Source organism: Acetobacter sp. (genome assembly GCF_022483985.1).
In the GTDB taxonomy this organism is placed as follows: Bacteria; Pseudomonadota; Alphaproteobacteria; order Acetobacterales; family Acetobacteraceae; genus Acetobacter.
The window spans coordinates 1,663,612-1,687,205 of the sequence record NZ_JAKVME010000001.1; the positions used below are offsets into that span (position 1 = coordinate 1,663,612).

General features: G+C 53.0%; 24 protein-coding genes and 2 pseudogenes. 7 read left to right on the forward strand and 19 right to left on the reverse strand.

Annotated elements, in window-relative coordinates:
- Positions 1 to 136: 136 nt before the first annotated feature.
- Complete coding sequence (locus LKE90_RS07320) at positions 137 to 487, reverse strand: RidA family protein (RefSeq protein WP_291492226.1); 351 nt, start codon at positions 485 to 487, stop codon at positions 137 to 139.
- 319 nt (positions 488 to 806) lie between these two features.
- On the opposite strand from LKE90_RS07320, the gene LKE90_RS07325 reads away from it, so the two are divergent.
- Both LKE90_RS07325 and LKE90_RS07330 read left to right on the forward strand, forming a co-directional pair.
- Positions 807 to 1,616, forward strand: a complete 810-nt coding sequence (locus tag LKE90_RS07325; RefSeq protein WP_291492224.1) for a glycosyltransferase family 32 protein — start codon at positions 807 to 809, stop codon at positions 1,614 to 1,616.
- A gap of 91 nt (positions 1,617 to 1,707) precedes the next feature.
- Entirely contained in the window at positions 1,708 to 2,454 is a 747-nt protein-coding gene (locus tag LKE90_RS07330; RefSeq protein WP_291492222.1) for a methylenetetrahydrofolate reductase, read from the forward strand.
- A 601-nt stretch (positions 2,455 to 3,055) separates the two neighbouring features.
- Here LKE90_RS07330 and LKE90_RS07335 read toward each other — a convergent pair.
- The 6 genes and pseudogenes from LKE90_RS07335 to LKE90_RS07360 all read right to left on the reverse strand — a co-directional run bounded on the left by LKE90_RS07335 (position 3,056) and on the right by LKE90_RS07360 (position 6,372).
- Positions 3,056 to 3,463 (reverse strand): transposase, encoded by a 408-nt coding sequence (locus LKE90_RS07335; RefSeq protein ID WP_291492380.1) that lies wholly within the window; start codon positions 3,461 to 3,463, stop codon positions 3,056 to 3,058.
- A pseudogene (locus LKE90_RS07340) lies at positions 3,464 to 3,556 on the reverse strand (IS5/IS1182 family transposase); the annotation flags it as partial. It abuts the gene before it with no gap.
- Positions 3,557 to 3,678: 122 nt separating this feature from the next.
- Positions 3,679 to 4,054: pseudogene (locus LKE90_RS07345) on the reverse strand (IS3 family transposase); the annotation flags it as partial.
- Positions 4,055 to 4,347: 293 nt separating this feature from the next.
- Entirely contained in the window at positions 4,348 to 4,713 is a 366-nt protein-coding gene (locus LKE90_RS07350) for a hypothetical protein (protein WP_291501397.1), read from the reverse strand.
- A 39-nt stretch (positions 4,714 to 4,752) separates the two neighbouring features.
- Entirely contained in the window at positions 4,753 to 5,877 is a 1,125-nt protein-coding gene (locus tag LKE90_RS07355) for a PAAR domain-containing protein (protein ID WP_291492218.1), read from the reverse strand.
- 21 nt (positions 5,878 to 5,898) lie between these two features.
- A complete protein-coding gene (locus LKE90_RS07360; RefSeq protein ID WP_291492216.1) occupies positions 5,899 to 6,372 on the reverse strand; it encodes a DcrB-related protein in 474 nt (157 codons plus the stop codon).
- Positions 6,373 to 6,949: 577 nt separating this feature from the next.
- On the opposite strand from LKE90_RS07360, the gene cysS reads away from it, so the two are divergent.
- The 3 genes from cysS to LKE90_RS07375 all read left to right on the forward strand — a co-directional run bounded on the left by cysS (position 6,950) and on the right by LKE90_RS07375 (position 10,887).
- Positions 6,950 to 8,311, forward strand: coding sequence for a cysteine--tRNA ligase (cysS, locus tag LKE90_RS07365; RefSeq protein WP_291492214.1), 1,362 nt, complete (start codon positions 6,950 to 6,952; stop codon positions 8,309 to 8,311).
- Positions 8,308 to 9,078, forward strand: a complete 771-nt coding sequence (locus LKE90_RS07370) for an RNA methyltransferase (protein WP_291492212.1) — start codon at positions 8,308 to 8,310, stop codon at positions 9,076 to 9,078. Before cysS ends, LKE90_RS07370 begins: the two co-directional genes overlap by 4 nt.
- Positions 9,079 to 9,261: 183 nt before the next feature.
- Complete coding sequence (locus tag LKE90_RS07375) at positions 9,262 to 10,887, forward strand: NAD-dependent malic enzyme (protein ID WP_291492210.1); 1,626 nt, start codon at positions 9,262 to 9,264, stop codon at positions 10,885 to 10,887.
- A 145-nt stretch (positions 10,888 to 11,032) separates the two neighbouring features.
- On the opposite strand, the gene LKE90_RS07380 is transcribed toward LKE90_RS07375, so the two are convergent.
- From LKE90_RS07380 to LKE90_RS07390, 3 genes are all read right to left on the reverse strand, one after another.
- Entirely contained in the window at positions 11,033 to 12,346 is a 1,314-nt protein-coding gene (locus tag LKE90_RS07380) for a lactonase family protein (protein ID WP_291492208.1), read from the reverse strand.
- Between the two features lie 239 nt (positions 12,347 to 12,585).
- A complete protein-coding gene (locus tag LKE90_RS07385; protein ID WP_291492207.1) occupies positions 12,586 to 13,077 on the reverse strand; it encodes a hypothetical protein in 492 nt (163 codons plus the stop codon).
- A gap of 298 nt (positions 13,078 to 13,375) precedes the next feature.
- Positions 13,376 to 14,902 (reverse strand): flippase, encoded by a 1,527-nt coding sequence (locus LKE90_RS07390; protein WP_291492206.1) that lies wholly within the window; start codon positions 14,900 to 14,902, stop codon positions 13,376 to 13,378.
- Between LKE90_RS07390 and LKE90_RS07395 the strand changes: the two genes are divergently transcribed.
- The gene (locus LKE90_RS07395; protein WP_291492204.1) at positions 14,901 to 15,068 is read left to right on the forward strand and encodes a hypothetical protein; all 168 of its coding nucleotides are present in this window, start codon (positions 14,901 to 14,903) and stop codon (positions 15,066 to 15,068) included. The genes LKE90_RS07390 and LKE90_RS07395 overlap by 2 nt on opposite strands.
- 1 nt (position 15,069) lies before the next feature.
- On the opposite strand, the gene ndk is transcribed toward LKE90_RS07395, so the two are convergent.
- Positions 15,070 to 15,492 (reverse strand): nucleoside-diphosphate kinase, encoded by a 423-nt coding sequence (ndk, locus tag LKE90_RS07400; RefSeq protein ID WP_291492203.1) that lies wholly within the window; start codon positions 15,490 to 15,492, stop codon positions 15,070 to 15,072.
- A gap of 172 nt (positions 15,493 to 15,664) precedes the next feature.
- On the opposite strand from ndk, the gene LKE90_RS07405 reads away from it, so the two are divergent.
- Positions 15,665 to 17,560, forward strand: a complete 1,896-nt coding sequence (locus LKE90_RS07405; RefSeq protein ID WP_291492201.1) for an ABC-F family ATP-binding cassette domain-containing protein — start codon at positions 15,665 to 15,667, stop codon at positions 17,558 to 17,560.
- A gap of 38 nt (positions 17,561 to 17,598) precedes the next feature.
- On the opposite strand, the gene LKE90_RS07410 is transcribed toward LKE90_RS07405, so the two are convergent.
- From LKE90_RS07410 to LKE90_RS07445, 8 genes are read right to left on the reverse strand one after another with little or no spacing between them, the layout of a single operon-like run.
- Positions 17,599 to 17,937 carry a hypothetical protein gene (locus LKE90_RS07410; RefSeq protein ID WP_291492199.1) on the reverse strand — a complete coding sequence of 113 codons (339 nt, stop codon included), beginning with the start codon at positions 17,935 to 17,937 and terminating at the stop codon, positions 17,599 to 17,601.
- On the reverse strand, positions 17,938 to 18,483 hold the full coding sequence (locus LKE90_RS07415) for a chemotaxis protein CheD (protein ID WP_291492197.1): 546 nt from the start codon (positions 18,481 to 18,483) through the stop codon (positions 17,938 to 17,940).
- Between the two features lie 18 nt (positions 18,484 to 18,501).
- Complete coding sequence (locus LKE90_RS07420; RefSeq protein ID WP_291492195.1) at positions 18,502 to 18,891, reverse strand: response regulator; 390 nt, start codon at positions 18,889 to 18,891, stop codon at positions 18,502 to 18,504.
- Positions 18,891 to 19,940 (reverse strand): protein-glutamate methylesterase/protein-glutamine glutaminase, encoded by a 1,050-nt coding sequence (locus LKE90_RS07425; protein WP_291492193.1) that lies wholly within the window; start codon positions 19,938 to 19,940, stop codon positions 18,891 to 18,893. The genes LKE90_RS07420 and LKE90_RS07425 overlap by 1 nt, the downstream gene beginning before the upstream one ends.
- Entirely contained in the window at positions 19,937 to 20,791 is an 855-nt protein-coding gene (locus tag LKE90_RS07430) for a CheR family methyltransferase (RefSeq protein WP_291492191.1), read from the reverse strand. The genes LKE90_RS07425 and LKE90_RS07430 overlap by 4 nt, the downstream gene beginning before the upstream one ends.
- A complete protein-coding gene (locus tag LKE90_RS07435; protein ID WP_291492190.1) occupies positions 20,788 to 21,252 on the reverse strand; it encodes a chemotaxis protein CheW in 465 nt (154 codons plus the stop codon). The genes LKE90_RS07430 and LKE90_RS07435 overlap by 4 nt, the downstream gene beginning before the upstream one ends.
- Positions 21,252 to 23,168, reverse strand: a complete 1,917-nt coding sequence (locus LKE90_RS07440) for a chemotaxis protein CheA (protein WP_291492189.1) — start codon at positions 23,166 to 23,168, stop codon at positions 21,252 to 21,254. Before LKE90_RS07440 ends, LKE90_RS07435 begins: the two co-directional genes overlap by 1 nt.
- A 17-nt stretch (positions 23,169 to 23,185) precedes the next feature.
- Positions 23,186 to 23,557 (reverse strand): response regulator, encoded by a 372-nt coding sequence (locus LKE90_RS07445; protein WP_291492187.1) that lies wholly within the window; start codon positions 23,555 to 23,557, stop codon positions 23,186 to 23,188.
- Between the last annotated feature and the right edge of the window lie 37 nt (positions 23,558 to 23,594).

Consider the following 23,594-nt stretch of genomic DNA (forward strand, 5'->3'; position numbering starts at 1 on the left):
CGGCGGGACTGAAAAACTTCAGATCCTGAGAGGCGCTGCAACTCTCTTCACTGACCGGGCCAGAATAAAAGGAATTATCCAAAATACGGCAGAGAAATCTCCCGCCTGCACAAAACCGGCAGACGGGAGGGATGCATTATTTCGTCGTGACCAGCATGATCTCAACAAGCATCTGCGGGTCAGCCATCACCGCCTGAACACAGGCGCGGGCCGGTGCGCCATTCTCCGGGAGCCATGCGCTCCAGATCTCGTTCAGCGCGGTGCGGTCATTGATATCCTTCAGCCAGATCTGGGCCTGCAGGATGCGGGTCTTGTCCGTGCCGTGCTCTTCCAGAAGCGCATCAAGCTGCTCAAGGATATCCTGCGTCTGGCCTTTGGCGTCTTTCGTCAGGTCACGGGCGACCATTCCCTGCGTAAAGACAAAGCCATGATATTCGACGGCTTTAGACAGAATCTGGTTCGGTTCGGTGCGAATGATCTTGCTCATGATGCCAGCTCTCTTTCTTTGTGGCAGGTTGACAGGCGCATTCTTAACAAATTTACGCGTCGTATCACAATCGGCGGCGCCACAATCAAAAGACGTCGATACGCGCCGGAAGCCGCCCAGTCCCACGCCTCCGCCGGAATACTCACGATTCCGGTCCGTCAACAGCGATACGGCTTCTGACCGTGGAGGCTCTTTAGACGCGAGTTGATGACAGAACACGTCTTGTGGAACTGCGGCCCCATTCGGTCCTCAGAGCTTTTCAATCTTCATGGAAGACCTATAGTGAACGTTCTGCAAGAAAGATGAAATCCGCAAACGAATGTCCCTGCCCCCTGATGCTCCGCCAGAACTCTCCGCTGTCTATCGTGGTGAAAAAATGCCGTGCTTCGGACTGCTGGCATCCGGCATCGAGAGCGGCTGGCTACCTCAGGTAAAACCAGCTCACGGCAACATTCTGCCGGAAGGCATTCCACACCGTATCGCCCAGTACTGGCATTCGCCCACTCTACCGGAAGAGGTGAGGCACGCTGTCGACACCATGCAGGCCCATAATCCGGGCTTCACGCATCATCTGGTCTGTGATGAGACGGCCAGAGCCTTCATTCAGCAGCATTACGGAAAAGAAAAGGCACGTCTGTTCGACGCCTGCTTTCACGCCACAATGCGCTCTGATTTCTGGCGTCTGTGCGACCTTTACGAGCACGGCGGAATCTATGTCGACGTTGACACCACCGCTCATGCTCCTCTGGCACGCATTGCCGCCGGAGCGACTTTCAACTGCATGCTGACATATGCCATCGGTCGCCCCTGGTGCATCAACAATGGCTTCATCATTGCAACACCAAGAAATCCGCTGATACACGCCATTCTGACGCTCATGTTCGACAACGTCTCCCGTTTTGTCCGCACGCACCAGTTTGAGAATGTGTGGGTCGAGACAGGGCCGGGTGTCACCACAATGGCGACAATGCGCTGGCTGGCGAAGCAGTCTATCGATCAGGGCGTTTTACCCACGGCAAGCGGCCTGCTGTTTCGGCCCTATTCCGCCGTTACTGAAGCCTTCAATGATGCGGATATGGCCTACAAGGCACGTCCGGAAGGAAACTGGCGAGGCGCCACCCCAACGTGATTTCAGGCCGGACAGGTGCCGATTGATTCCCTTCGAGCCCAAACTGGTCTAAAGCTCCTCATATGAACAGCTTTTATGAATGGCTCCCGAAATGAGTCGCGTTTCCATTGAACTGGTCCCCCGGGACGCGGAGACTCTCGAACGGGAGGTGCAGGAACTGCGCTCGTGCCTGCCTTTCGTCGATACAATCAACATTCCCGATATTCAGCGCTTTTCGCTTCGTAGTTGGGATGCCGCCGACATGGTCCGGGACAGATTCAATTCCGCGATTCCGCATATCCGGGCCATTGATATTGATCCCAAGGGACCTCTTCCCGGTCTGGACCGCCCCGATCTGACGGAAATCCTTATCATCAAAGGCGATCCGCCAGCGGATCTCAGCCGCCGCGTATTCCCCAACTCCTCTGATTCCATCATCCGACGCTATCAGCGTGAAGCGCCGCATCTGAAAATCTACGCTGCCTTTGACCCCTACCGACGTGCTCCTTATCAGGAACTGGAAGAGCTGGCGCGCAAACGGGACGCCGGGGCCTGCGGTTTCTTTACCCAGCCTCTTTTCGATATGAGGATGCTCGATCTCTGTCGGGAATGGCTGCGCGACGAAACTGTTTTCTGGGGTTTCTCGCCCGTTATCGGCCCAAAATCGCGATCCTACTGGGAAACGACAAACCATATTGTCTTTCCGCATGATTTTGCTCCCACTCTTGAGGAGAATATTGCATTTGCCCGAAAGGCCATTCGTAGTGTGCGGGCGGATGGAGGTTCCGTCTATCTGATGCCGCTCAGAGTGAAGCTGCCAAGTTATCTTGCCCCCCTTGCCGATATCCTGAAGAAATGAGAGCTTTGAACGCGATATATTGAAACTATTTTCTCTGCATCATCATTTTTATACTTTTATCACTTTGGGGCATTCAGTAATGAGTCCCCCTTAGACGTCACGCATCCATTCTCAAAGCCTGAGATATCAAAACCTTGTTTTTCTGCAATGCACAGGAAAACATTTACTATAATTTTTTCTGAAACAGAAAGAAATATAAGGATTTGTTTTTATACATAATCCTACAGCGTGTCATCAGTTAATTTCTGAGTTGCGCATGGGGGTTGTACTTTCTTGCTTCCTGCACCGCTGCTGTCCCGTTTCTTGGGGAAACAGACAGATGGGGCGCTATGGTTTGCGTGACGATCAGTGGGAGCGGATAAAAAACCTTCTTCCAAGTCGTGAGGGTCATATCGGAAGCACTGCTGCAGGCATCCCCTAAAGCGTTTTCCTCTCAATCTGGCTCATATCCAGCAGCTGTAAAGAAGTTTGCGCATTCTGTAGGAGTGACCTGATCGATCAGTGTGCCGATCCTGTCCCACAAGGCGTCGCGTGTCGGAGCGATCCTGCTCCGCCGCGTAAGCGGTCTTTTTTTGGCTATCCGGCATATGGGGTTGATGGGTTAGAATTTCCCTTGGTGTAAGACCTCGACCAAGTCGTCGATCCCGCCCCCGTAATCCAGCACCTCACCATTGACGCCAAAGGGGTTAGGGCGTCCGGGAAAGAAGCAGAACTTGTAATGGCGTACCTCTCCGGCTCGTCTTGGCGGTCCGAACTTCAGCAGCGCCTTGGCGCGGAGAATGTCGAAAGTGTAGCCACGCCCAAGCCGCTGCATCTCTCCGATCAACCCGTTCAGGCTTTCGACGTAAGCGTTCGTGTAGGGATGCTCGAAGTAATGGAAAATGTAGGGACGCCAACGCTTCATGGCTGTCAGAATAGGCGTAAAACGATGGACGATTTCCTGCAGAAGGGAGGCGGCCCACTTGTCGTAAGCATATTCGGCATGTGATCGCTGCTGTTCATCATAGATCTCCGCAGCCGTGCCGCCGACATGACCTTCCCGACCGGGGAGAAAATCTTTTATTCGCTCCCACTGGTCATCACACAAACCGTAGCGACGCATCCGTCTGTCTCCCCAAAATCAGGAAAACAGTCAGCGCAGGACGCCGGAAAGTACAACACTCAGAGGATAACTGACGACACGCCGTAGCTCTCTGACACAGGCGGGTAGTAGACGCCCGATCATCGGTTGGGTTGCAGCAACGTACATTGCAATACGGCTGAAAGCCGAGGCCGTTTCGGGTCGATCACTTGCCGCCTCTGATCACACCTAACCGAACAGAGGCCATCACGCAAAAAATCACATTTTACCAGAAATTGGCCGATCTTCGCACCCAGCTTTTCCACGTCGACCAGGCTGACTGTCGCTTTCGATGCTGTCTTGCCAGAAAAGCGGCTCGTCATGCCCATTGATGGCATGACGCTTCCATTGCGCGATCATCGTCTTATGCGCGCTGTGCTTCGGCACCAGTTCCGCCAGCATCTGCTCACCCCGAACCGCTTTCAGTGCGACACACGACTTCAACTCACCCAAATACCGTTTCCGCGTAACTTTGCTCATAAACCCGCCCGCTCTCAGGTTAGATTACAGATGATCGTCCTGTCCGAAAAACGGAAGCCTCTTCTGCCATACCGCCTGAATTATCTGGGCAGACACTGCGAGTGGATCAGCAAAGTTGCATAGTAGGGATTGATTACAATAAGCTCTATCTTATTCATAAAATTGGTAAACGACGCCGAATAAAACCATCAATCTCACTCGCCACTCCCAAAATCAGACATCAACAACTTCAATAAACGGCTCTTCGATACCCCCCAATGCATGAAAACTCGTACATATTTTTTCAACAAAATTTAATCGCATCTTGAATTTCTTCTAAATTTTTTTGTTATGTTTCCATTTATATCAACATACCACCAACCAATTATTTTTTCCTCGGGAATTTCTGGATACAAATCCTCTGCATCCGAAGAAATTTCTGCAACCCATATATTTTTAAAGTGACGGGCAGCTTCAATCATGTACTTTGGAAGGATTTTTTCAACCTCTTCTATTTTTCTATAATTATTATTTAAATAATAATGATCGGTCAATTTCCCATCTAAATCTACCTTCCAGCTTCCTCGAATAGCCTCTCTAGGAATTTCTTGATTTTCAGGGTATTGCCAATCGATATCACTAACATATCCACCTGGATTTTTTTTTGCTTCTTTAATCAATCCATCGTTTTTTGGAGCTGTTTTTTTTTATCATAACACTCATTCAATTCCTCCCTTATAATTAGGATTAAAAATCATAGAACCTATACTCCCATTTGGGTTTACACGATACGATCCAATGATATTTTCTTTCGGAATTTGATTAATTACAGAAACCTCTTGCTCATCAAAAAAAGTATTCCCTTTATATACAGCGTTTACGTCCACGCCCCTCAATCCTTCAGGCTCAATCACATGAACATATCCTCCATCCATACCTTGATTAGCAAATTTCTCAGACACATATTTAGATTTTGATGTACTGATGAAAATACTAGATGTATTATTTTCAACATAATCTTCAAGACTTACTGTCCCACCTCTGGATTTAAATCCATTTTCATGAATAAAATTAACATCTCTGGTGTCTCCACGATACAGAGGCTCTCCATTATTTATTTTTTCTCTATCCAATTTAGAAATTTTATATCCCTCTTTTGTTTTTTCAAGCGATTTAACCCCCGCCTTCAGACTCCCAACCAGCCCTTTCTCTGAAAGCGCCTTCAATGCGGGTCTCACCGCCCTGAGAAGGCTAGCACCCGCAGGCACCAGAGACGCTACGAAAACTGCCGTTCTCGCCCATCCGGGAACCTCAGGATTCACCTTCAGCACAGACTTCGTCGGTGAGCCGATAAAAACATTCGACGAACCAGAAATAATCACCCCGCCACAGACAACCTTATCCCCCACACGAGCGGCAGGCTGGCCGTTGATAAAGACTGCCGAGGCCCCCTCGGCAATCATGTCACCCGGCTGATGACCCGGTTTCGAACACAGCACTTTCTTTGTGACAAACGCCGCCCGCCTGCCATTGATGTAAACATTCGAAGACCCCTCGGCGACCGTTCCCGTCGGCAAGGTCATGCCACCCCCGAGACTCTCGCCAATCTCCTGAGCTTTCTCAACGGCGTAGCCACCAGCCACCACGTTCACAACCAGCTCTGTCGCCGTCGCAGCAATGCCTATGGCCAGCGGAGCCGCAAGACCCGCAGTAACGGCACTCGTCGCTACCGCCCCGACAATGGCGCCGGTTGCAATCGCTATCCCGGCAGCAGCCGCCAGACCAACAGCAGCGCCCGCCAGAAAACCACCAAGCGCGTGACTGTGACCAATCGGGTCATCCACACGGACCGCCGCAGGCATCTCTCAGTGACCCGAAGCAGGAAAACGCGGGCGGAAACCGCTGATGATCCCCATAACTGTCCGGTATGTTCCACTCGGCATCGGTGAGGCATGGGTCGCGGTAAAGATCAGTATCCTCCTGTCATCCACCAGACGACAGGCCGTAACCTGATCCATACTGCCTTCCTCGGATGTCCAGCGTGTCAGAAGGGCCTCGCCATGACCGTCCGCCCAGTCCACAGGCAAACGGGCCTTCAGTTCAAAGTCCTTCAGATGTTCCTTCAGACGGGCGATCTCGCTCTCGACATAATCCGCGAGACCAACGCCGACCGGGAGAAGTTCGCGTGAAATGACAAGACTCGACGCCTGCGCCTCATCTCCCCTGATCCTGAGGATATTGACGCTCTGATCTTCCCACATGCCGGGGACATCCGCAGGAAGTGTCCCTTCATTGAACTGAAAAACAGGAGCGGACGTGTCGTTTGCAGCAGTCGTCATCAAGGCACCGCCAGAATTCACAAGAATGTCCAACTTATGAAATTCTGACGACAATGACAAACGCAGGAACATTTTTGTTCACGTCCGATGCCGGGGAAGGAAAAATGCGACATCCTGCTGGGCTGTCACATCACCGTATTGTCATCACCAGAATGCTACTGCCGCAGCATAAAACACAAATACTGTTCCAAAATAACAAAATCCTGCCTGATTTTCTCCCGATAAAGGTGAAGGAGTGATATTAGGATAATGTTAGTCAGTGTCCTTTAGTCAAACCGGAGGTCAGTCCTGTCATAAGTGTCGCAGCATGGAGACAGGGCTGGCCTTTTTACGACCCAGTCTGGGTCCAGAGCGGTCAGTCAACCTCATCTCCACTCAATGACTGGCTGCGTCCCCGACACACCCCCTGAAAGCTGATATGTCTTGGGTGTTGCCTTCCGGCGCGCGAAAAGGCATCCACGCGAAACGATCCGCCGGTTGACTCCCTTCAACACGAACGAAGAGGACAAAAGCCTGCGTCGGGGTCGCGCAATCATGCGCGCGTTTGACAGTTTCAGGACGACAGAGACCTATCACGATGACCAAACTTCAGCTCCACGACAGCCAGCGCCGTGCGACTGTACCGTTCGAGCCACTCGATCCGGAGCATGTGAAGGTCTATTACTGCGGACCGACGGTCTACGATCTCCCGCATGTCGGCAATCTGCGGGCCATGCTGACAGCGGATATCCTCACCCGGCTGCTGAGAAAGCTCTATCCGCGTGTGACGTTCGTCCGCAACATCACCGACGTTGACGACAAGATCACCGCCCGAGCCGCACAGAACAACGAAGATATCGCCTCTCTGACCGCCCGCACCACCGCCGAGTTCCATGCCGATCTCGCAGCGATGAACATGTTGCCGCCTGACATCGAGCCCCGGGCCACGCATAATATCGAACAGATGGTGGCGATGATCGCCCGTCTGATCGAACTTGATCACGCCTATGAGGCGGAAGGCCACGTCCTGTTCGCCGTCGCGTCCTTCCCGTCCTACGGCGCGCTTTCAGGGCGTGATCCGGAAGATCTGGTCGCGGGCGCTCGTGTCGAGGTCGCTCCCTACAAGCGCGACCCGGGCGACTTCGTGCTGTGGAAACCCTCCACGCCGACCCAGCCCGGTTGGCCCTCTCCGTGGGGACGCGGCCGACCGGGTTGGCACATCGAATGCTCGGCTATGTCGCATCGCTATCTCGGCGACAGCTTCGACATTCACGGCGGCGGCAGCGATCTGCTCTTTCCGCACCACGAAAACGAACGCGCCCAGAGCCTGTGCTGCTTTCCCGGCAGTCGTTTCGCGGATTACTGGGTGCACAACGCCATGCTGCTGGTCGATGGCGAGAAGATGTCCAAGTCACTGGGCAACTTCTTGACCATCCGTGACGTGCTGGCCAAAGGCCCAGTCGAAGCGCTGCGTCTCTTGCTGATGGGCGCACAGTATCGCTCGGTTCTGAACTTTACATGGGCTGGGCTGGATGAGGCTAAGCGTACGCTGGACCGGTTCTATCGGGCGCTGGAAGGCGCATGGCCGCTGGATGTGGAAGATCGTGACATTCCGGCTCCTTTCCTTGCCGCCCTGTGCGACGACCTGAACACTCCGAAAGCCGTAGCCGAACTGCACGCCATGGCGACGGCAGCCCTCGCTGGCGACCGGGATGCCGCTGCTGACCTGCTGGCAGCGGGTCGCATGATCGGCCTGTTCATGCAGGAGCCTGCCGCATGGTTCCGGGGCGAGGCTGGTGACGGTCCACCCGAAGCGGAGATCGAAGCCCTGATCGCCGAACGTCTGGCGGCCCGCAAGGCGAAGGACTTCGCCCGTGCCGACGCCATCCGCAAGGAACTGACCGACAAGGGTGTCGTGCTTGAAGATGGTCCCGGTGGAACCACATGGAGGCGCGCATGACCGGGCGTGACGGCGGCGCCGACATCGAACCGATCGGTAACAGCCCTGTTGTCATTCTCGTGCGCCCGCAGATGGCGGAGAATATCGGCACGACCGCGCGCGCCATGGCCAATGGCGGTCTGTTTCATATGCGTATTGTCGCCCCGCGTGACGGATGGCCACAAGAACGAGCATGGCGTGCCGCCTCCGGCGCGGACCGTATTCTCGATGCGGCGGAAGTGTTCGAAACGGTCGATGACGCCATCGCCGATCTGCATCACGTCTATGCGACCTGCCCGCGCCCCCGCCATATCGTCAAGCCGCTGCTGACGGCACGCGGTGGCGCGATCGAGCTGCGGGAAGCGACCAATCGCGGCCTGAAGGTCGGGCTGATGTTCGGCCCGGAACGCGCTGGCCTCGACAATGAGGACATGGCTCGGGCGGACGCGCTGATCCGCTATCCTCTCAATCCAGCGTTCATGTCCCTGAATCTGGCGCAGGCCGTGATGATCATGGCCTATGAGTGGTGGCTGACAGAGGACGGCACGCCGCCCCGCGAGCTGATGACCAATGAAACCCATGTCGCCACCAAAGGCGAGCTTGAGAACTTCATGAGTCATCTGTTTCGGGAGCTCGATGACTGCGGCTTCCTCCGCAACGAGCAGAAACGCCCGGGGATGGTCCGTAATCTGCGCCATTTCTTCACGCGTGGCGAAGTGACCGAACAGGAACTGAGAACACTGCACGGGGTTGTCACGGAACTGGTGAACCGACGCCGGGTCCGCTGAGAAACAGGATGAGTGTTCAGTATACTGAACACTCCATCGCCACTCCAGAATAGAATCCCCCGGAAAACCCAAAGAGAATCCTACGAATCCGGACAAATCCGGTTTTTGGACAATACCGAAAAAATCCAGCATTGTGGACAGAGGCAATCCGGGACAATGACTGGAACAGAAAGGTGTTGATTCATGACATCGCAGAAATCCTCGCTTCGCGGCATGGCGCTGCTCAATGACGGCGACGTCAACCACGGCACAGGCTTCACACTGGAGGAACGCAGAACCCTTGGTCTTGAAGGGCTGATCCCGCCTCATGTTGAAACACTGGACAGGCAGATGGAGCGCTCGCTTCATCATATAGCGCTCAAGCCGGACGATCTTGAGCGCTATATCTATCTGAACTCGCTGGTCGACCGGAACGAGACGCTTTTCTACAAGGTTCTGCGCTCAGACCCGGCCCGTTTCGTGCCGATCATCTACGCCCCCACCCTCGCCCGGGCCTGCAAGGTGTTCAGCCACATCTACCGTCGTCCCCGCGGCATGTACATCACGCTCGACATGAAAGGCCGCATCGCGGAAGTGCTCCGTAACTGGCCCGAAAGCGATGTTCGGACGATCTGCGTAACGACAGGTGGACGCATCCTCGGGCTCGGCGACATCGGTGTGAACGGCATGGGCATCCCCATCGGCAAGCTGCAACTCTACACCGTCTGCGGCTCCGTTCCTCCGCGCTCCCTGCTCCCCATCCAGCTTGATATCGGCACGACCAACGCAGCCCTGAGAGCAGACCCGCTCTATCTGGGCGCACGCCGCGAGCCACCACCGATTGAAGAACTCGATGAATTTGTCGAGGAATTTGTGCAGGCCGTGCAGGAGGTCTTCCCGGGCTGCTGTCTGCATTTCGAGGACTGGAAAGGCACCGATGCACTGCGCTACCTCGCCAAATATCGTGACAGGGTTCTGTGCTACAACGATGACATTCAGGGAACGGCTGCCGTCACGCTCGCCGGTCTGGTGACCGCCCTTCGCGTCAAGAAGGAAAAACTCTCAGAGCAGCGCTACCTGTTTCTTGGCGCGGGGTCATCCGGTCTGGGCACCGCCGACATGCTGGTTTCAGCCATGAAGCTGGAAGGACTCACCGACGAGCAGGCCTGTGAACGCATCACGCTGATGGATGTGGAAGGGCTTCTGGAAACATCCCGCACAGACCTGCTCCCCGAGCAGCAGCGCTTTGCCAAGGATGCCTCTCCGACACAGGATCTTCTCGCCACAATCAGGAACACACAGCCAACGGTCCTGATCGGCGTCTCAACCTGTGGAGGCGCCTTCAATCAGGCCGTCATCAAGGAGATGGCGACACTCAATGAACGTCCCATCATCTTCTCGCTGTCGCTTCCAGAAACAAACGCGGAATGCACGGCGGAACAGGCCTACATCTGGTCGGAAGGACGAGCGCTGTTCGCAGGGGGCATCCAGTTCCCCAACGTCGAACTTGACGGCAAGGTTTTCTATCCGGGACAGGCGAATAATTTCTACATTTTCCCCGGTCTTGGCCTCGCGGTTTATGCAACCCACCCCGAGATCATCACCGACGAACTGATTATTGAAGCGGCGAAAGCGTTAACGGATCAGGTCGACGAAATCGCGCTGGAGCGTGGACGGCTGTTCCCTCCGCAGACAGACATCATCGACGTTTCCATAACATCGGCTGTGCGTCTTGCGGAGTTCATTTTTGACAAGGGAATGGCGCGCGTGGACAGACCAACCGACATACGGGCATGGATTGAGAAACAGGCCTACGACCCGCATTACTGAAGACACTCCCGAAGCTTTTTAAAAACCTCGATTTTTTTCAGATAGTTTTTGTGAGCAGAAGCCGCCTTGCAATATAAAAGTCCCCACGCCGGAATGTCTGGCGTGGGGGCTTTCACAGACCCGTTTCAGAAACCGCTTACCTGAATCAGGCATGATCCAGCGTAAGGAACGCAAAGGCGCTTGGCGTCCCTATCGGCGTAAAGTTCCATGTGAAATCCAGAGCGCCCGTCTCAGGATTCACACGCCACGATGTGATGGAATCACTGCGCTGATTGGCAACGAAAAGGAATTTCCCCGATGGGTCAAACGCAAAGGAGCGTCCATAATTGGCGCGCTCCCAGATCTCGTCAAACAGCTCGATGGAACCGTCATCACTGACGCGAAAACATGCGATAGAATCACCAAGACGATTGGTGACATACAGAAACCGACCGTTCGGATGCAGACCAATTTCAGCGGCAAGCGTGCTGCCGCGGAATTTTGCCGTTACGGTCGATGCCGTCTGACGCACGGACATCGCCCCCGTGTCCTGATCATAATCGGCGACAACAACCCGTGAGTCCTGTTCACCCAGAATATAGATCACCTTGCCGTTGGGGCTGAAGCAGAAATGACGCGGCGCGGAGCCGGGCTCCATTGTCAGCCACGGCGTTGCCGCAGGTGTCAACACACCTTTGTCCGGTTCCAGTTTCCAGACATAAACCCGATCCAGACCGGCATCACACCCGACAATGAAATGACCGGCCACGTCAGCCTGAATCATATGCATGTGAGAGGCGGAATGATCACTGATCGCATAATTGCCGGGAGGATTGTCTTTCGCCCGTTCAGGCATTCTGGGACCGGTATTGTGCACGAGATCCGACAGTTCTCCGAGGCTTCCATCGGGCTGGATGCGAATGACTGCGGTGCTTCCTCCGGTATAATTGGCGATCAGCAGATAACGTCCGGACGGATGCACGCTCAGAAAGGCAGGGTCCGCACCACCCGTTGCAACCGTATTCAGTTTTGTGATGACACCCGTCCGCTGATCAATCGCATAGGCCGTGGCTGACCCGCTCTTCTGTCCTCCGAAGTCACTGATTTCATTGACGACGTAAAGGAAGCGGCGATCCGAAGACAGAGCCAGAAAGGAAGGATTGTCCGCGGGAGTAATCTGCCCGAGCTGGGTCAGCACACCCGTCTCTTCATTCATTTCGAAAAGGGTGATGCCCTTGGCGTTCGTATCGGCGGGACCGGGCCGGGTATAGCCGCCGACATAACATAATGTGCGCGGATTTCCGCTGTTTTTGCGAGCGGCTGTTTCGGGAGAAACTTTCGGCAAGGCCGCCTTCGGTATCGGCGCGGGTGGTGGCGCTTTCGGTGTTTCTCCTAAAGCACCCTTCATCAGACCGGCCAATCCGGTCCCCAGCATGGACAGCCCGAACAGACGACGGCCAAAACCTGTTTTATTCTTCATGATCGTTCCAAGTTTTCATACCAAAATCCGCGTGGAATCAGGCCAAAATCCGGACAGACTGCTCTTCGGACCAATCTGCCTCTGTATATGTCGTTATGAGGACAACATCCGGATATCCTGTCAGGTTCCTTTATGCCCCCAAAGTTTGTCTGCTTCAGCCTTTCAAACCTTTTGGGAGAAACAGGTGATGCAAATGCAAGGAACAACACTTTCGCCTGCTGGAGCGGAACGGACACTTTTTATCTGAGCGTATGAGTCAGAATTCTGGATAGAGGCGTGTGCGAAAGAACGACAATGATCAGCCCTCCGACAATGGCGACGCGTCCGCCGATAAACGCCATCACATCCCGCAGGTCATGCTGTGTCGCCATCTCCATGAACGGATCGGACACGAAATGACCGCTTTCTATCCTTGTCTGGGCCAGCAGGGCACGGCGTGATGCTTCCTCGACTGGCAAAGCCGCCTTGAGAAACAATTCGCTTCTGTAAAGATCGAGCGCATCAACGCGATAGCGCCCCGGAGACAGTGCAATCGGGCCACAACACGCTATATCCAGCAACCTCAGACGAAGTGGCGTAATCCCGAGATAGCGGGCCGCCTCTTCGCGGTTCAGCAAGGATTTGCCGGGAAACGCGTAGACTGTTGGGCCCTGTTCAGATGGCCCGGCTGATGAGGAGGCGTCGACCATCTCACAAGCCTCTGCGAAACCAGATGCTTCTGTCAACGTCATATCCGGAGGGCCAGCCATGTCACGATGGAAAACATTCTGCCGGGCAACGGAAACAGACAGACCTTTCCGTAAAATCGAAAATGGAGGGTTCAAAAAACCTCTTGGTTTTGATAGATTCTCTTTGATTCCATCCCTCATCTTGTGATGAAGGGTAGATGATATGAAGCAGACGGTTTTTTTAAGTAATAAATGGCCGCCATTCATGCCTAAACAGTCAGAATGAGAGGCAAACATATAGCTAGAAATGACCCAAACCTAATCTTATGAAACCTTCAAACTCCCAGAATGAGTGTATTATTTATATCTTTATACCAACCCTATTCTTTATTTTCCCCGCGAAGGACAGAAAGGCTGCCCGTTCCAAGCGATTCAGGCAGACAAACCACAGGATCGCATAGAAAACCAGCAGGGACAGGAGCATCTCCCCCAAAGCCATCACGCTAGAAACACCAGCCATGGCCAACACCAACAGCACCGCGCCAGATAAGGTCGCCGGCAGGACGCGCAGGATTGCGGATTTCAACGGTGCATAGAACCGGACACTGACCAGAGAGCGGGCGCTATAATCGGCACAGATCCTGATCGCCCATGCACAGGCTGCTCCCGGAACGCCAAAATAAATCAGGGAAAGATACAGAAGCGGCAGATAGAAGATAATTTCACCGATGGAAAAACGTGCGTTCACATCCGGTCGGCCAATAGCGTCCAGTAGTCCAGACGCAATGGAATCGACACCGCCCAGAAAGACACCGACGCACAGGAATTTCATGATGATCGCACTGTGATCCGCGAACGAGGGATCAATCCAGAGCGACAGAAAAGTGTGGCTGAACAGGGCCGTGATCAGACAGGGTGGAAACAGCAGGGCACTGACCGCCAGCACGCTCGTACAGTAAATCTCCGATGCCCGCTCCGGCTCTCGCCGCCATGAGGAGGCCAGAGCAGGAAAAGAGGAAGCGCTGACGGACGAACTCAGCATGTTAAAGCGAGTCACGACATCAGCGGGCGTCGTGTAGAAACTGGTCGCGGCAGCCGAGACCACGCTGGCGATCATGAAACGATCGACATAGTTCAGGATAGGAAAGGCAAAATTGGAAACCGTCATCCAGCCGCCGATCCGCAGCAGTGGTTTCAGAAGATGGCCACGCAAGCGGGCCTGCCTCAATGCCGGGATCAGGCGCAGCAGGGATCGCGCATAGGCGAAGGTGAGCCACAGCCTGCAGGCGAAGATCGCCAGCATGACACCCACAAGATTGTCCCAGACATAAAGGACAAGAACGGGCGCGATGTAATAGGCGACTGAAACCGGAATGGTAATGAGATTGACGGTCCGGAATGAGTTATAACCGGTAAAAACACCCCAGAACGCGGCGTTAATCATCAGTAGCGGGCCGGTCGCGCAGAATATCCACAATGACCAGAGCACTTCAGAGTGCAATTCCGGCGCGATTTTCAGTCCGTGATCAACCCACAGCCCCACCAGTACAGCGGCGATGCCTCCACCCAAGACTCCCATCAGCCCCATCATGGCGCTGCCGGTCAAGATCAGATCCGCAGTCTCGGACGTGGTCTTCCCTTCAGGACGATCGGCAATCGCGCGGGTGAGCGCGCGGCCCAGTCCCATATCGAAGATACCGAGAGTGCTGATCAGACTCAGGGCGATGGTGAAAATGCCCCAGCGCGACAGACCAAGCAGATGGATCAGTCGGGGGGTCACAAGAATAGCGACAAAAACCGGCGCAATGCGACCGATAATGTTCCAGCCGGTGCTGGTCAGAATATGGCGTGAACGGGGAGATGCGCCCGTCTCATCAGGGGAAGACATGACGGTCATCGTCCTGCAACTTGTCGGCTGCCCACTGGAGAGCCAACTGCCATTTTCCAGATACCGACAGGACCGTCCGCTTGTCGGCACGGAACTGAGTCAGACCCGCCCTTACGTTCCCTCCCGGAGGAAAGGTTCAGGACAGGTCTGGTTTCAGTCAGTCTGACTTACGGAAGGATTTCCGTCTCGGCGAAGAAGAAGCGGATTTCGTTCGCTGCATTCTCTGCGCTGTCAGAACCGTGCACGGAGTTGGCTTCGATGCTCTCGGCGAACTGGGCGCGGATGGTCTGCGGCTCGGCCTTCTTCGGGTCCGTGGCGCCCATGACGTCACGGTTCTTCAGAACAGCGTTCTCGCCTTCGAGAACCTGAAGCACGACCGGGCCGGAGATCATGAAGGACACCAGTTCGCCGTAGAACGGACGCTCTTTGTGCACAGCGTAGAACGCGCCTGCCTGTGCTTCGCTCAGCTGAACGCGCTTTTGGGCGACGATACGCAGGCCGTTATCTTCGAACACGGCGTTGATCTTGCCGGTCAGGTTACGACGCGTTGCGTCTGGCTTGATGATGGAGAGGGTGCGTTCTACGGCCATGTGTGGCTCCCGATAGTCTGTGTGTCCCGCCCGGAGACGGAACCGCTTGCTTTGCGGATCATCCCGCGGATGGATGCCCTCTAGAGCATTCTCCGCCTCTCGGGTAGGGCTTTGCTGCATTGGATGCTATGGCGAGACAAACTTTTCGCCGTTTCTGAACATTGAGAGTCCCGTGAGCCTGCTTGTCATCCATGATCTGACACTCCGCATTGCCGGTCGCACCCTGCTGGATCAGGCGAATCTGTCCATCGAACCGGGACGCAAGGTAGGCCTGATCGGCCGCAACGGCGCGGGTAAATCCACTCTTCTTGCGGCCATCGCGGGCGATATCCAGCCGGATGGCGGCTCGATCCGCCTGTCTTCCCGCGCCCGCATGGGGCGGATCAAACAGGAAGCGCCTTCAGGCCCGGCCTCGCTGGTCGATACGGTGCTGGCAGGTGACACGGAGCGGGCTGCCCTGCTTCTGGAGGCGGAAACCACGACCGATCCACAACGCATTGCCGAGGTGCATGAGCGACTGATCGCCATCAATGCCGACAGCGCTCCTGCCCGCGCGGCCGCCATCCTCTCGGGTCTTGGTTTCAATGCGGAGGCACAGGCCCGACCGGTTTCCGACTTCTCCGGTGGCTGGCGGATGCGCGTGTCGCTCGCGACCGCGCTGTTTCTTGAGCCCGATCTGCTGCTGCTCGACGAACCGACGAACCATCTTGATCTCGAAGCGACTCTCTGGCTCGAAAGCTGGCTCACACGCTTCGGTGGCGCGGCTCTGATCGTCAGTCATGACCGTGGCCTGCTCGACGCCTGCGTGGACGCCATCGCCCATCTTGACCGAGGCAAACTGTCGCTGACACCGGGCGGATACGAGGAATTTGTCCGTATCCGCACCGAGCAGGCGCTTCAGCAGGCTCGCGCCGCCGAAAAGGTGGCCGCACGTCGGGCGCACATGCAGTCCTTCGTAGACCGTTTCCGCGCCAAGGCGACCAAGGCGAAGCAGGCTCAGGCCCGTATCAAGGCGCTCGAAAAGCTGCCTGTGATCGACAGTGTGGTGGAAGACACGCCAACGCGTTTTGCGTTTCCCGAGCCTGAGCCCCTCCCCCCGCCAATGCTCACCATGGACCGCGTGACCATCGGCTATGACGGCAAGGCTATCCTCTCCAACCTGTCGCTCCGGCTGGATATGGAAGACCGCATCGCGCTGCTTGGCGCAAACGGCAATGGTAAATCCACCTTCGCCAAACTGGTGGCCGGACGGCTTGAACCAATGTCCGGTACCGTCAACCACAGTCCGCGCCTGAAGGTCGGTTACTTCGCCCAGCATCAGGCGGAAGAACTGGTCACGAGCGACACGCCGATCGACCACATGGCCCGCGCCCTGCCGAAGGCGCTGCCACCCGAAGTGCGTTCGCAACTCGCCCGTTTCGGTCTTGATGCAGGTAAGGCCGAGACCAAAGTGTCCGAGCTTTCCGGTGGCGAGAAGGCCCGGCTGTTACTCGCGCTGGCCACCCGTGACGCACCGCAACTGCTGATCCTGGATGAGCCAACCAACCATCTTGATCTCGACGCCAAAGACGCACTCGTGCGGGCATTATCCGAATTTGAAGGAGCCGTCCTCCTGATCAGCCATGACCCGCATCTGGTGGAGATGGTCGCGGACCGTCTCTGGCTGGTCGGTGATGGGAAGGTCACGCCGTTTGAAGGCGATATGGCTGAATATCGCACATGGCTGCTGGAACAGTCCCGCGCTGCCGCACGGAACGCCTCTGGCAGGGAGAATGACCCATCCGGCGGCAAGAAGGAGGAACGCCGTGAACGTGCCGAGGCACGCAAGGCGCTTGCCCCCCTACGCAAGAAGGTGAAAGAGGCCGAGGCCAAGGTCACAAAGCTGGCCGCAGAACGGGCGAAGGTCGAAGCGCGTCTGGCTGATCCTGCTCTCTATGAATCTTCTGCTGGTGATGATGTCACCAAACTGACGATGAAACTGGCGACACTCAAAAAAAACGAGGAAAGAGCAGAAGAGGAATGGTTCATCGTTCAGGGCGAACTGGAAGAAGCCTCCGCTGAAGAGTGAACATCTCTTCTTTAGCTCTTTCCTCTCCTAAAGCCTGCCTAAAACAGTTCGACTTCCGAAGAGTCTTCCTGTTTGGAGGGGCTTTCGCCAGCCAGAATACTGGAAACAGCGTCAAGTTTCACAGGTCCGACAATCGCGGCCACATCACTCGGCTGACCGGCGGCGATGACATGACCATCAAGAGAGAGGCGTCTCAAAAGGGCGGTCAGTTCAGCCGACAACTGCGTTGCCAGATCAAGATTTTGCAGTTCGGAACACACATCTGGTTCACGCTGGGCCAACCTGTCCTGCAATGCAATCAGAAGATTTTCAATGTGTTCGGAAACTTTCCCTGCACGAAAGAGAAGATCTGAAATATTCAAGGAAGTGCGATTCATTCAGAAAAATTCCACTTCCTGCGCAGCCGAATCATGACGACGCAGAAGGTCTTTCCGTGCAGTCTCCATCTCACGATTGACGATAGTATCGTCACGAACCATAAGTTGCTGGGCTCGACCTGTCGCTGGCCAGAAACGAATTCTTCGTCCTCTATCGCCTCCCAGACTGGAACCGACACAAGAAATACCCTCACTATTCAGAAAATCTGTCGCGAATGTCGCGTTTCGTGTGCCAATATCACCGAGATTAGCACGAATATTGGCACCGCCGAACAATTTGCAGCACAAATGACTTTTCCGGGCACCCTGTTTTACAAGACCATTGATCAGACACTCCATGGCATAGAAACCATATGACAATCTGCTGGTGGCAGAGATTTCGCTTCCGTCGGGCAAAAGGAAATGATTCATACCACCAATCTTTGCCGCACTATCAAACATACATGCAGAGATGCACGAACCGACAAGTGTGGTCATGATCACGTTGGGGTCGCAGGATATGTACATTTCACCCTGCGTCACCAAAATCGTGTTGGCATCACGCATGGAGATTTTTTTCGATTGTCATACAATAGTACCAAAGACGGCTTCCATCACCGCCTTCAGCTTACCAACCGTGTACGGCTTTGCGAGAAAATTATTGACGCCTGCTTTAACAGCTTCCTGCACGAGTTCCTTGCTGGCTTCACCGGTCAAAATAATAAAAGCGGTTTTCGCTGTTCGTGGATTGGCTCTCACAGCCCTCAACAGTTCCAGACCATTCATTTCTGGCATATTAAAATCTGAAATAATAAGAGTAGCGGAATTCTGAGCAAGATACTCCATAGCATCTTTCCCATTCTTCCTTTCTGAAACATTAATTATACCAAGTTGAGCCAGACTGTTTCGCAGGATAGCGCGAATGGATGTCTGATCATCGACAATGACAACATGAATTGAAGCAGCATCAGGCATCAGACAAAACCTCCGTTTTCAGACTTACAATATGAAATCAGCATTTCCGCCATGGAACCGAGAGGAACCATGCGTTCAACAGCTCCAACCTCCATCGCAGCTTTTGGCATTCCATAAACAACACAGGATGCAGCATTTTGCCCCAGAGTGTAGGCACCAGCATTCCTCATTTCCAGCAAACCCTCTGCACCATCACGTCCCATACCCGTCAGAATAACGCCCACCGAGGACGCTCCTGAACAATGAGCGACAGACCTGAAAAGTTCATCAACAGAAGGACGGTGTCCTGAAACCGGATCACCTGCATCCAGACTGGCAAAGAGCTGTCCTCCCATCTTTTTCAGGTGCATATGGCGGTTTCCGCCGGGAGCAATATAAGCATGCCCATTTTCCAGAGGAACACCATCTTCCGCTTCCTGCACAGTGATATCACACATCTGGTTCAAACGTGTAGCCAGACTCGCCGTAAAAAGCGGTGGCATGTGCTGCGTTATCATGACTGGTGGAAAAACAGAGGGTAAACGTGGAAGAATAGCCCCCAAGGCTTCCACCCCACCGGTCGAGGCCCCGATAGCGATCACCTCAGGCAACACGACCCGTCGTTCCGAATTTTTACTACTACAACTACTATTCCTTGAAGAATTTCGCCCCGACATTGAACCGGCAGCAGCCCTCACTATAGGAACAAGCCCTGCATAAGCATCAATACCAGAAAAGGCAGCCGGTTTTGGAAAACAGTCGAATGCACCAAGTTGAAGCGCTTCTACTGAGGTCTCGGCTCCTCTTGCCGTCAAACTTGAGACCATGACTACTGGGATTGGACGCATCCTCATGATTTTCTCAAGGAATTGCAAACCATTCATGTTGGGCATTTCAATATCAAGGGTAATGACATCAGGCTGATCCTTGATAATAAGATCCCTAGCCTCCAGTGGGTCAGATGCCATTCCTATAATTTCAATATCAGAATCCCGATGCAAGGCCGCCGCGATAAAAGCGCGTCCAGTTTTAGAATCATCGACGATAATAACGCGAATTTTTCTATTCATATATCTTTCCTATACGTTGTAGGACATCCACACGGGGTGATGTCAGGAGCAGTTTCCATTGCTATTTTTTCCGAGTGTCCAATATATAAATACCCACTAGGCAGGAGCGCGTCAGCAAGTCTACGCCACAATATATTCTGCGTGGCACGATCAAAATAAATAGCTACATTACGGCAAAAAATGGAGGTGAACTGACACTGCATCGGCCAGGATTCCAGCAGATTCAAATTTCTGAAACTGATAAGTTTCTTTATATCATCAGAAAAATGAATTCTATCCCCTGTTTTTATTGAGTATTTCTTCAGAAAATCTTCAGCAATGGACTCAGTTTCTGATATCGAATAAACACCACGTCGGCAAAAATCTATCATCTCATGACTGATATCTGTCGCTAATATTTTAATGTCATATTTGTTAGCCGTCGGAAAACAGTCAAGAACAGTCATGGCAATGGAAAAAGGCTCCTGCCCAGACGAACAGGCGGATGACCATATTCTTATCTTCTCTCCTTTTTGTGCACGATTTATGATTTCAGGCATGACAACCTGTGCAAAATGCTCAAAATGATATTTTTCACGGAAAAAATTTGTGACATTTGTCGTTAAAGCATCAATCATACATGACCGTTCTTCAACTCCGGAAGAAGAATTGACAAACGAAATATATGATCGGAAATCAGGAAGGGAACATAGCCTGACTCTTCGTGACAGCCTGGAATACACAAGCCGCATTTTTGAAGAGCTTAAAGAAATTCCACTTTTTTCTTTTAGAATATTTCTTATGCTATTAAAATCAGACTCATCATAAGGAATCTCCCCACCAGACAGGTTCTGTTCTGAGAGTGTGCTCATGGAGTGCTTTCCAGTGCCTGCTCTGCCACAACAGACAATTGTAGAAAGCCAATCATCCGGCCATCAAAAGCAATCAGACCACTCACGAGCGGATCAATTTCATCAGTGCTGGAGACAGGAACATCCTGAACCATTTCAGCAGTGATATCCAGAATATCAGAGACTTTTGACACCAGGAGCCCTGCGGTCTTACCATCAACATCAATAACCATGACCACATTACGATCAGAGGAATCATGATGTGATACGTGTAAAAGTTCACACATATCGATAACCGGCACAATAATCCCACGGAGATTGATGACACCCTTGATGCATCGTGGAGTTCCGGGAAGTGGGGTTGCTTCTGTCCACCCTCTTATTTCCCTTACACGCAGAATATCGACACAGTATTCCTGCTCTCCCACATTAAATGAAATGACTTTTCCTGAACTAACAGGCAATATGTTGTTTTCCTGCATCAGATTTCACCCACACATTCAAGAGAAGCCTTGTTTTCATTTTCAGATATCCACATATCCAGCATTCTACCTTCGGCAGAAGTAGCGATTTCTGGCACATCCAATATCAAAGCAACACGACCACTACCGAGTATTGTCGCCGCAGAAACGTATCTGACAGAACGATAGTTTTTTTCTATACTTTTTATGACAACCTGTAGTTGACCTTCAATACGATCGACCGCAAGAGCTGTCATCTTACCCGCATCATCTTCCACAATCAGAATTACAGGCTGGTCGGAACTTTCTCTTCTACTTTTTATTCCAAGAGATTTCGAAACATCCACGATTGGAATAAATCGACCTCTTACGCAAATTACAGTGGAATTACTCCCGGAGACAAATATATTTTCTTTACTGACTTGCATTGTTTCAACAATACAGGAAACAGGCAGGATCAAAAGCTGTCCTGCAACCGTCACCAACATTCCATCCATCACAGCCAGCGTCAGAGGAAGACTGAGGGAAAATGAAGACCCTTTGCCTGCCTCCGAAGTAATGGATATTCGTCCACCCAGATCCTGAATAGCCTGTTTGACCACATCCATTCCTACACCTCGACCAGAAAGGTCGGTTACGGTTGTGGCCGTTGAAAAGCCAGGAGCAAAAATAAGATTATCAATATCTGCATCACTCAACTGAGCATCAGCAGAAACAATCCCTTTTTCCACAGCGATGTCACGCACGCGGACACGGTTTATACCTGCTCCATCATCGCTGAGCGTGATCACAATTCGTCCCGATTTGTGTGCGGCAGACAATCGAATCGTCCCAGCCTCAGGCTTGCCATGCTGCAATCTCACCTGTTCTTTTTCAACGCCGTGATCAACAGCATTGCGCAACATATGCGTGAGAGGATCAGTCAACTTTTCAATCAGTGTTCTATCGACTTCCGTGTCTTCCCCTTCCATCTCCAGATGAACTTGCTTGCCGGCAAGATGCGCAGCCTCTCGAACAACTCTCTGCATTCGCTGAAAGACTGCGCGCATCGGTTGAGCGCGGACCGCCATGATTGCATCCTGCAGATCACGCGTCAGTTGCTCAGTACTGTTCATCGCATCTGAAAGATCACTGCCTCCTGGATCAGGATAATAATTTTTCTTTTCAGAAGAAGAAAAAGATTCGCGTAGGGCCGCCTGTCCGATGACCAACTCTCCCACCAGATCCATCAGTCGATCAATACGACTGACATCAACGCGAATGCTTTGCGCATTACTACTGGAAGGCGCAGCACGGCCACCCTGCGCAGATTTCTTGCTTTCAATATTTTTGAATGGTTTTTCTTCTGTTTTTTTTTCTTCTTCTTTTACCTGTTTGATCGGTTCAAAATCAAATATCTCAAATCCGTCTGTGGAATCATCCGGAGTGTCTACAGCAACCTGATCTACAGCCGGTTCGCTGAATATTTCAGCAGACACAGGGACTGGCACAAACCCTTCAGGAAGTCCCCAATCTTCCTCCTCTTCCTCTTCTTTAGAAGTTATCTCGTCAGGTTTCCGTAACAATGCTTCAAGTGATTGAATACTCTCCTGCTGACGCTGTTCATCTACAGGTTCCCCTCCCTGTTCAAAGGCAGTTAGATCACTGAGAATATCGGTTGCACGAAGAAAAATCTTCAATACTTCATGTGTGGATTCAATCTTGTGGGACCGTAGGAGATCCAGCGCCGTTTCAAACACATGGGCAAATCTCACAAGTTCAGTCATGCCGAAAGAACCGGCACCACCTTTGATCGAATGAACTGCCCGAAAAGCGCTGTTGACCGTTTCCTGATCAGCCTCACCGGATTCAAGGATTGCTAGAGCCCGCTCAAGCTCAACAAGTTGCTCTGAACATTCTTCGAAAAAAATTGGTTTAATAGCATCAAGTTCGTCCATGGGTCGCCTCCGCTTACTCAGGCCGTAACGCGTTCAATGGCCTTCAGGAGAATTGCAGGAGCAAACGGCTTCACGATCCAACCTGTCGCGCCGACTTGCTTTGCCCGTTCTTTTTTGACAGGATCCGTTTCAGTCGTCAGAACGAGAATGGGTGTTTTTTGCATCTTTTCCAAAGAACGAACCCCGGATATGAAACCATATCCATCAAGATTAGGCATATTGATATCGGAAATAATAGCTTCCGGAGGGTCTGGAAGGTGGCTCAGCCTCTCCAGCCCGTCTTTCCCATCGACTGCTTCGACCACCAGGTAGCCAGCTCCTTCAAGAGTCCGATGGAGCATGTCGCGCATGGTCCGGGAGTCATCGACAATCATGATGGTAGCAGGCATTAGACGATCCTTGTTGTTATCAGTGTCAATCGGAAGA

Excerpts from the sequence above, each read along its gene's own strand:
- LKE90_RS07375 (WP_291492210.1), top strand. The coding sequence starts at position 9,262 with ATGACATCGCAGAAATCCTCGCTTCGCGGCATGGCGCTGCTCAATGAC.
- LKE90_RS07390 (WP_291492206.1), bottom strand. The coding sequence starts at position 14,902 with ATGTCTTCCCCTGATGAGACGGGCGCATCTCCCCGTTCACGCCATATT.
- LKE90_RS07370 (WP_291492212.1), top strand. The coding sequence starts at position 8,308 with ATGACCGGGCGTGACGGCGGCGCCGACATCGAACCGATCGGTAACAGC.
- LKE90_RS07395 (WP_291492204.1), top strand. The coding sequence starts at position 14,901 with ATGACGGTCATCGTCCTGCAACTTGTCGGCTGCCCACTGGAGAGCCAA.
- LKE90_RS07440 (WP_291492189.1), bottom strand. The coding sequence starts at position 23,168 with ATGGACGAACTTGATGCTATTAAACCAATTTTTTTCGAAGAATGTTCA.
- ndk (WP_291492203.1), bottom strand. The coding sequence starts at position 15,492 with ATGGCCGTAGAACGCACCCTCTCCATCATCAAGCCAGACGCAACGCGT.
- LKE90_RS07320 (WP_291492226.1), bottom strand. The coding sequence starts at position 487 with ATGAGCAAGATCATTCGCACCGAACCGAACCAGATTCTGTCTAAAGCC.
- LKE90_RS07420 (WP_291492195.1), bottom strand. The coding sequence starts at position 18,891 with ATGCCTGATGCTGCTTCAATTCATGTTGTCATTGTCGATGATCAGACA.
- LKE90_RS07330 (WP_291492222.1), top strand. The coding sequence starts at position 1,708 with ATGAGTCGCGTTTCCATTGAACTGGTCCCCCGGGACGCGGAGACTCTC.
- LKE90_RS07325 (WP_291492224.1), top strand. The coding sequence starts at position 807 with ATGTCCCTGCCCCCTGATGCTCCGCCAGAACTCTCCGCTGTCTATCGT.
- LKE90_RS07380 (WP_291492208.1), bottom strand. The coding sequence starts at position 12,346 with ATGAAGAATAAAACAGGTTTTGGCCGTCGTCTGTTCGGGCTGTCCATG.
- LKE90_RS07410 (WP_291492199.1), bottom strand. The coding sequence starts at position 17,937 with ATGAATCGCACTTCCTTGAATATTTCAGATCTTCTCTTTCGTGCAGGG.
- LKE90_RS07445 (WP_291492187.1), bottom strand. The coding sequence starts at position 23,557 with ATGCCTGCTACCATCATGATTGTCGATGACTCCCGGACCATGCGCGAC.
- LKE90_RS07435 (WP_291492190.1), bottom strand. The coding sequence starts at position 21,252 with ATGCAGGAAAACAACATATTGCCTGTTAGTTCAGGAAAAGTCATTTCA.
- LKE90_RS07360 (WP_291492216.1), bottom strand. The coding sequence starts at position 6,372 with ATGACGACTGCTGCAAACGACACGTCCGCTCCTGTTTTTCAGTTCAAT.
- LKE90_RS07415 (WP_291492197.1), bottom strand. The coding sequence starts at position 18,483 with ATGCGTGATGCCAACACGATTTTGGTGACGCAGGGTGAAATGTACATA.
- LKE90_RS07425 (WP_291492193.1), bottom strand. The coding sequence starts at position 19,940 with ATGAATAGAAAAATTCGCGTTATTATCGTCGATGATTCTAAAACTGGA.
- LKE90_RS07385 (WP_291492207.1), bottom strand. The coding sequence starts at position 13,077 with ATGACGTTGACAGAAGCATCTGGTTTCGCAGAGGCTTGTGAGATGGTC.
- cysS (WP_291492214.1), top strand. The coding sequence starts at position 6,950 with ATGACCAAACTTCAGCTCCACGACAGCCAGCGCCGTGCGACTGTACCG.
- LKE90_RS07430 (WP_291492191.1), bottom strand. The coding sequence starts at position 20,791 with ATGAGCACACTCTCAGAACAGAACCTGTCTGGTGGGGAGATTCCTTAT.